4 protein-coding genes are annotated in these 6,993 nt (G+C 72.6%); 3 read left to right on the top strand and 1 reads right to left on the bottom strand.

What is annotated here, in order from left to right; genetic code table 11:
- From J1M64_RS11590 to J1M64_RS11580, 3 genes are all read left to right on the top strand, one after another.
- A partial coding sequence (locus J1M64_RS11590) for an aromatic acid/H+ symport family MFS transporter (RefSeq protein WP_241261442.1) occupies window positions 1–1,381 on the top strand: 1,381 nt, incomplete at its 5' end.
- Between the two features lie 4 nt (window positions 1,382–1,385).
- The gene (locus J1M64_RS11585) at window positions 1,386–4,220 is read left to right on the top strand and encodes a LuxR family transcriptional regulator (RefSeq protein ID WP_206474235.1); all 2,835 of its coding nucleotides are present in this window, start codon (window positions 1,386–1,388) and stop codon (window positions 4,218–4,220) included.
- Window positions 4,217–5,506 carry a benzoate/H(+) symporter BenE family transporter gene (locus J1M64_RS11580; RefSeq protein ID WP_206474234.1) on the top strand — a complete coding sequence of 430 codons (1,290 nt, stop codon included), beginning with the start codon at window positions 4,217–4,219 and terminating at the stop codon, window positions 5,504–5,506. Before J1M64_RS11585 ends, J1M64_RS11580 begins: the two co-directional genes overlap by 4 nt.
- Window positions 5,507–5,579: 73 nt before the next feature.
- Here J1M64_RS11580 and clpX read toward each other — a convergent pair whose 3' ends face one another.
- Window positions 5,580–6,848 (bottom strand): ATP-dependent Clp protease ATP-binding subunit ClpX, encoded by a 1,269-nt coding sequence (gene clpX, locus J1M64_RS11575; RefSeq protein ID WP_206474233.1) that lies wholly within the window; start codon window positions 6,846–6,848, stop codon window positions 5,580–5,582.
- Between the last annotated feature and the right edge of the window lie 145 nt (window positions 6,849–6,993).

Here is a 6,993-nt window from a genome sequence, read left to right as displayed (position 1 = left end):
CCTCTTCGACGGATACGACCTCGTCATCTACGGCGCCGTCCTGCCCACCCTCATGGCCGACCCCACCCAGATCGGCGCCCTCGGCGCGGCCCAGGCCGGTGCGCTCGGCTCGTACGCCCTCGTCGGCGTGATGATCGGCGCCCTCACCGCCGGCGCCGTCGGTGACCGCATCGGCCGACGCCGGATCATGCTCGGCGCCATCGCCTGGTTCTCCGTCGGGATGGCCGCCACCGCGTTTGCCCGCGACATCACCACGTTCGGCGTCCTTCGCCTGCTCACCGGGCTGGGGATCGGCGCCATCGTCGCCACGGCCGGTGCGATCATCGCCGAGTTCGCCCCCGCCGGGCGTCGCAACCTTTTCAACGCGGTCGTCTACAGCGGGATCCCCGCCGGCGGTGTCCTGGCCTCCGCGCTGGCCATGGTGCTGCGGGACCACATCGGATGGCGCGGCCTGTTCCTCATCGGCGCCGTCCCACTGGTGCTGGTCCTCCCCTACGCCTGGTTCGCGCTCCCCGAGTCCCCGCGGTGGCTGGCCTCCCGCGGCCGCACCCGCCAGGCCGCCGAGGTGTGTGCCAGCAGGGGCCTGCCGCTCGAGATGGCCGCGGCGCCGGGCGCGCCCCGCACCGCCGACACGACGCCTCGCGATGACCGCAACGACGACAAGGTGGCCGCCCGCACCGGCTTCGCCGCCCTGCTGTCCCCCGCCTACCGCCTCGGCACCCTGCTCCTGGGGTTCATGAGCTTCGCCGGCCTGCTGCTCACCTACGGCCTCAACACCTGGCTGCCGACGATCATGAAGAACTACGGCATCGACGCCAAGAGCTCCCTCGGCTTCCTGCTCGTCCTCAACGGCGGCGCGATCGTGGGCGGTCTCGCGGCCTCGTGGCTCGCCGACCGGCACGGGCCGCGCGTGATCGTCGCCTGCTCGTTCGTCCTGGCCACCCTGGCCCTGGTCGCCATCACCGTGTCCCCGCCGTTCGTCCTGGTCGTCGCCCTCGTCGCGGCTGCCGGCATGGGCACGATCGGCACACAGGTCCTGCTGTACGGGTTCGTCTCCAACTACTACGAGACGGGCGCACGCGCCGCGGGTGTGGCGTGGTGCGCGGGGTTCGGACGCCTCGGCGGCATCCTCGGTCCCGTGATCGGCGGCTTCCTCGTCGCGGCCGGACTGGAGGCGGACACTTCCTTCCTCGTGTTCGGCGGGATCGCCCTCGCCGGCGCCGCCCTGACCCTGGCCGTGCCCCGCTCGCCCGCCCAGTCCGAGCCCGTCGCGGTCCCCGACGAGGTCACGCCGCTGGACTTCGACCCGCCGGCCGCCGCGGTGGCCGGGGAGCCCGTCGCCGCGGAACCGGTCGAGCACGCCGGGTCGGATCTACGCTGACCGCATGACCTTCGCCCACCCCGTCCCCCGCTACGGTCACCACCGCGCCGCGGATCGTCTCCATTCGATCCACGACGCGGTGGCGGGCAAGCGGTCGACGACCGTGCTGGTCACCGCCGCCGACGGTGGGGGCAAGAGCCACCTCGTCGACTCCGTGGTCGCCGAACTCGCCGGGGTCACCTCGGTGCTCGTGCGGGCGCTGCCGTGGGAGAAGGACACGAAGCTCGTCGTGGCCGCCCGGGTCCTCGAGCGCCTGCCCCGGCCCGACGCCGAACCACCACGTCGCGCCGCGGCCGCAGAGACGGCCGGGGTCGCGGGGGTCGCAGAGACGGCCGGGCCGGTCGGTGACGTCGTGCTCGTCGAGGCCCTGGCCCGGGCGTTCGTCACCGCCGGCCCCGGCGCGGTGGTGGTGATCGACGACGCGGAGTACTCCGATCCCGACTCCCTGCGTGTCCTGGCCTCCGCCGTGGAGGCGGCCGGCCGGGCCTCCGTCATGCTCGTGCTGACCCTCGGCAGCCCCGCGCACGGCCCCTCCGCCGAACTGTGCGCGGAGTTGGCCCGCGAGACCGTGCGGCTGGGAGCCCTGGACCAGTCCGAGATCCGGACGCTCGTCGCGACCCGGACCGGGCGCGAACCGTCCGCGGCGGCGGCCCGGCGTCTACTGGACTACACCGGCGGCGAGGCGGGTGCCGTGGCGACGGTGGCCGATCAGGCGCCCGGCTCGTGGTGGATCGCCCCCTTCTCCGTCCCGCCGCTGCCCGCCTCCGTCGAGCGGGAGACGGCGGCGCTGCTCGACGCGATGGAGCCCGGGCAGCGGGAGGTCATCGAGGCTGCCGCCGTCCTGTCCCCACCAGTCACGCTCGAGTCGCTGACCGCGCTCATCTCTGCGCGGGGCGGGGTCGTACCCGGCCCCGCGCTCGTGTCCGCCGCCCTGGACGCCGCCCACACGGCGGACCTGGCCCAGGTGGACCTCTCCCCCGGCGCCGCGACCGTCCGGTTCCGCTCCCCACTGTTGCGGACGGCGGTCCTTCGCGGGGTACCGCCCAGCGAACTGCTCCACCTGCATACGCTGGCCGGCCGCGTCGCCGAGGCCGCCGACGACGTCGACGGCGCGCTCGACCACCGCGCCTCCGCGTCGACGGGGCCCGATGCGGACCTGTCCGAGACGCTGCGCGCCCGCGCGCTCGTGCACGCCCGCGCCGGTCGATGGAGCTCGGCCGGCCACGCCTACCTCACCGCGGCGGCGCTCACCCCTGACGGCGACCGCGCCCGCGACCTGCACATCGACGGGGTCGACGCACTCATCAACGCGGGCCGCATCAGTGAGGCCCGATCACTGGCCCAGGGACTGGAGCGGGTGCGGTCGGATCCCCGGCGGGACGCCGTACTGGGATCCCTCGCGGTGCACCTCGGGCACGCCGGAGAGGCCCAGGTCCTGCTCGACCGCGCCCTCGCCGCCCGCGAGGGCGGCGTCCCGGGTTCTCCCGCCGCGGACCCGGTCGCCCTGGCCCAGAAGTTCGTCGTCCACTCCCTGTGCGAGTGGCGACCGACCCGCATCCGCCACTGGACACGGGTGGTCACCGGCAGCGGGCGCCCGGACCAACCCGAGGTCGAGGAGGCCCGGGCCATCGAGATGCTGGGCCGCGCGATCGAGGGCGGCCCCGACGCGTCCCCCGCCGTCGAGGACCGGCTCGCCGGTCTCGCGCCGGCCGTGGCCCAGCGCTTCGAGATGGCGGCGGGGTGGATCGCCCTGGCTCGCGACGACCTGGAGACCGCCCGCCGGCACCTGGGGTCCGCCGTCCCCACGGCGGACGTCTCGGGCTCCGCACGCATCTCCATCTGGGCCCAGGCGTGGCTCGCCCGCACGCTCCTGCTGCGCGGCGACTGGGATGACGCCCTGCGAGTGGTGGACACCGCCGCCCGCAGGGTCGACGATCTCGAACTGGACCTGCTGGCCCCGGTCGTGCACTGGCCCGGCGCCGTCATCCGGTCCATGCGGGGTGACCACCTCGGGGCGGCCGCCCACCTGCGCAATCTCACGACCAGCGCCGACGCCTACCCGGTCCAGGTCATCCCGTCGGCGATGGCGCGGATGCAGGTGGCGGCCTCGTCCGGTGACTACACGTCCGTGCGTCTGGCCGCCGAGCCCCTGGTGGCCCTGTCCCGCGAGCTCGACATCGATCAGCCCGGGTACTGGCCGTGGCACGACCTGTACTCCCACGCTCTCGTCCTCGCGGGTCGGCTCGACGAGGCGGAGGACCTCATCGGTCCCGCCGAGGCCCGCGCCGAGCGCCAGGGTCACCGTTCCACCCTCGCCCGGCTCGGGGCGGTGCGCGCCCGGGTCGCCGCGGTGCGCGGGGACGTGGACGAGTGCAACCGGATCTTCCGCCGCAGTCTCGACCACCTCGACGGCCTGGCCATGCCCTACTACTCCGCGCGCATGCACTTCGGCTACGGGCAGACCCTGCGCAGGGCCGGCCGGCGCCGGGAGGCGCACCTCGCGCTGGGTACCGCCCGCGACATCTACGAGCAACTGGGGGCCCGCGCCTACGTGGAGCGGTGCGATCGCGAACGCCGCGCGGGCGGCGTGGACGTGGCCAGGACAGGGGGCAACAGCACCCTGACGCCCCAGGAGAGTGCGGTCGCGACGCTCGTCGCCGCGGGCCGGACCAACGCCCAGGCGGCCGAGGAGTTGTTCCTGTCGGTCAAGACCGTCCAGTACCACCTGACCCGCATCTACTCGAAGCTCGGAGTGAGCGGTCGCACCGAGCTGGCCGCACACGTCTCCCGCAGCAGCGAGCCCTTCCGTACCGACCCCGACCCCACGGGAGACCTGTGAGCAACGGAACCCCGGACGACACCACCGTCCGCCCCGCCGACCCGACCGCGACCGGCCAGCCGCCCGCGCGCGGCCGCCGACGCGACTCCGCCCCGGTGGCGCGCCCCTCGCCCCGCCGGGTGCTCGCCGACCTCGGCCCCCGCGAGTTCGCCAACGCGCTGATCGCGCTCGTGTTCTCGGCGACCGGCCCCGTCGCCGTCATCCTCGCCGCCGGTGGGCAGGGCGACCTGTCCCCCGCACAGTTGTCCTCGTGGATCTTCGGCGTGTTCTTCGCCAACGGACTGCTCACCATCATCATGAGCTGGGCCTACCGCACGCCGCTGGCGTTCTTCTGGACCATCCCGGGCACCGTGATCGTGGGCAACTCACTCGGGCACCTGCGGTGGTCGGAGGTCCTGGGGGCCTACGTCGTGACCGGGGTGCTGATCCTGCTGGTCGGGCTGACCGGCCTGGCCCGCCGGCTCATGGACTGGATCCCCATGCCGATCATCATGGCGATGGTCGCCGGGGTGTTCCTCCGGTTCGGGCTGGGACTGGTCGAGGCCGTGTGGGCCTCCGTCGCGGTGGCCCTGCCGATGGCGATCGCGTTCCTCGTCGTCGGCGCCGTCCCCCGCCTGGCCAGGGTGGTACCGCCCATCCTGGCTGCGATGGTCGTGGGGATTGTCGCCGTGGTCCTGTCCGGCGGGCTGTCGCGCGGCGTCCTCGACGACGGACTGATCGCCGCCCCCATGCTGCAGGCCCCGGAATTCACCCTCCGGGCGATCGCCGAGCTGGTCGTCCCACTGGCCATCACCGTCCTCGTGGTGCAGAACGGTCAGGGCATCGCGGTCCTGCGCGCGAAGGGCCACCACCCCCCGGTCTCGGCGTGCGCGGTGGCATGCGGCGTCTGGTCTCTGCTGGTCTCGGCGGTCGGCGCGGTCTCGACGTGCCTGACCGGACCGACGAACGCCCTGCTCGTCTCCTCCGGTGAGCGCGACCGCCACTACGCCGCCGCGATCGGCAACGGCGGCCTGGCCCTGGTGGTCGGCGTCTTCTCCCCGGCCTTCGTCGGGCTCATCCTCGGCACGCCCGCAGCGTTCATCGCCGCCCTGGGCGGGTTGGCGATGCTCGCGCCGCTGCAGTCGGCGTTCGTCACCGCGTTCCGGACCGACCGGGCACTCGGACCGCTCGTGTGCCTGCTCGTCACCGTCGCGGACGTGTCGTTGCTCGGGATCTCGGCGCCGTTCTGGGGCATCGTGCTGGGGATGGCCGTCTCGGCGCTGCTGGAGCGGCGCGCGGCGGCCTGACCCGGCGCCCGCCCGGGCCGGAGACGATAGAAGGCCCCCGCCGAGTGGCGGGGGCCTTCTCGCGGGTCCGGTGTCAGGCGGAACGCTCGCGCAGCTCCTCGTCGGAGAAGGGGACGATCGTCGGCAGGACGTTGTCGCGGACCGTCTCACCGGTGACCACCACGCGGGCGACGTCGTCGCGCCCGGGGATGTCGTACATGACCGGCAGGAGGACCTCCTCCATGATGGCGCGCAGGCCACGGGCACCGGTCCCCCGCAGGATCGCCTGGTCGGCCACGGCCTCGAGGGCGTCCTCGGTGAACTCCAGCTCGACACCGTCCATCTCGAACAGCCGGGCGTACTGCTTGACCAGCGCGTTCTTGGGCTCGGAGAGGATGTTGACCAGGGCCTCGCGGTCCAGGCTCGTCACGGTCGCCACGACGGGCAGGCGGCCGATGAACTCGGGGATCAACCCGTACTTCACCAGGTCCTCCGGCATGACCTCGCTGAAGTTGTCGGTCGTGTCGAGGTCCTTCTTGCTGGCGACCTCGGACCCGAAACCCATCCCCTTGCGACCCACGCGGTCGCCGACGATCTTCTCCAGGCCCTGGAAGGCACCGGCCACGATGAACAACACGTTGGACGTGTCGATCTGGATGAACTCCTGGTGCGGGTGCTTGCGGCCGCCCTGCGGCGGCACCGACGCCTGCGTGCCCTCGAGGATCTTCAGCAGCGCCTGCTGGACGCCCTCACCGGAGACGTCCCGGGTGATCGACGGGTTCTCGGCCTTGCGGGCGATCTTGTCGACCTCGTCGATGTAGATGATGCCCATCTCGGCACGCTTGGTGTCGAAGTCCGCGGCCTGGATGAGCTTGAGGAGGATGTTCTCCACGTCCTCACCGACGTAACCGGCCTCGGTCAACGCGGTGGCGTCCGCGATCGCGAAGGGCACGTTGAGCATCTTGGCCAACGTCTGGGCGAGGTAGGTCTTGCCACAGCCGGTGGGGCCCAGCATGAGGATGTTGGACTTGGCCAACTCGACACCGTCGCCGCGGCCGAGGGAGGCCCCCACCCGGATGCGCTTGTAGTGGTTGTAGACGGCCACGGCCAGGTTGCGCTTGGCGGCGTCCTGCCCCACCACGTATTCGTCCAGGAACGCGTGGATCTCGGACGGCTTGGGCAGCGAGTCCGGACCCGTCTCCTGCGCATCGTCGACCTCAGACTCGATGATCTCGTTGCACAGCTCGATGCACTCGTCGCAGATGTAGACGCCGGGACCGGCGATCAGCTTCTTGACCTGCTTCTGGCTCTTCCCACAGAAGGAACACTTCAACAGGTCGCCGCTCTCACCTACACGCGCCATGAGTTCTACGTCCTCGCATTCCGGGGGCGCCGATGTCACGCCCCGTAGTCGACGGTACGCGGTGACGGCCGTAAAGCCGACCCCGCGTGATCAGTTCATTGCACCCGACGGCCCACCGCTACCCCCAGCGGCGCGCCGCCGTCGG

This window comes from Dietzia sp. KRD202 (assembly GCF_017168155.1).
Lineage (GTDB): Bacteria > Actinomycetota > Actinomycetes > Mycobacteriales > Mycobacteriaceae > Dietzia > Dietzia kunjamensis.
The sequence above is the reverse complement of the archived record's forward strand: the minus strand, read 5'-3'. Positions and strand labels throughout refer to the sequence as shown.

Coding starts and splice junctions, on each gene's coding strand:
- J1M64_RS11585 (WP_206474235.1), top strand. CDS start 1,386: ATGACCTTCGCCCACCCCGTCCCCCGCTACGGTCACCACCGCGCCGCG.
- clpX (WP_206474233.1), bottom strand. CDS start 6,848: ATGGCGCGTGTAGGTGAGAGCGGCGACCTGTTGAAGTGTTCCTTCTGT.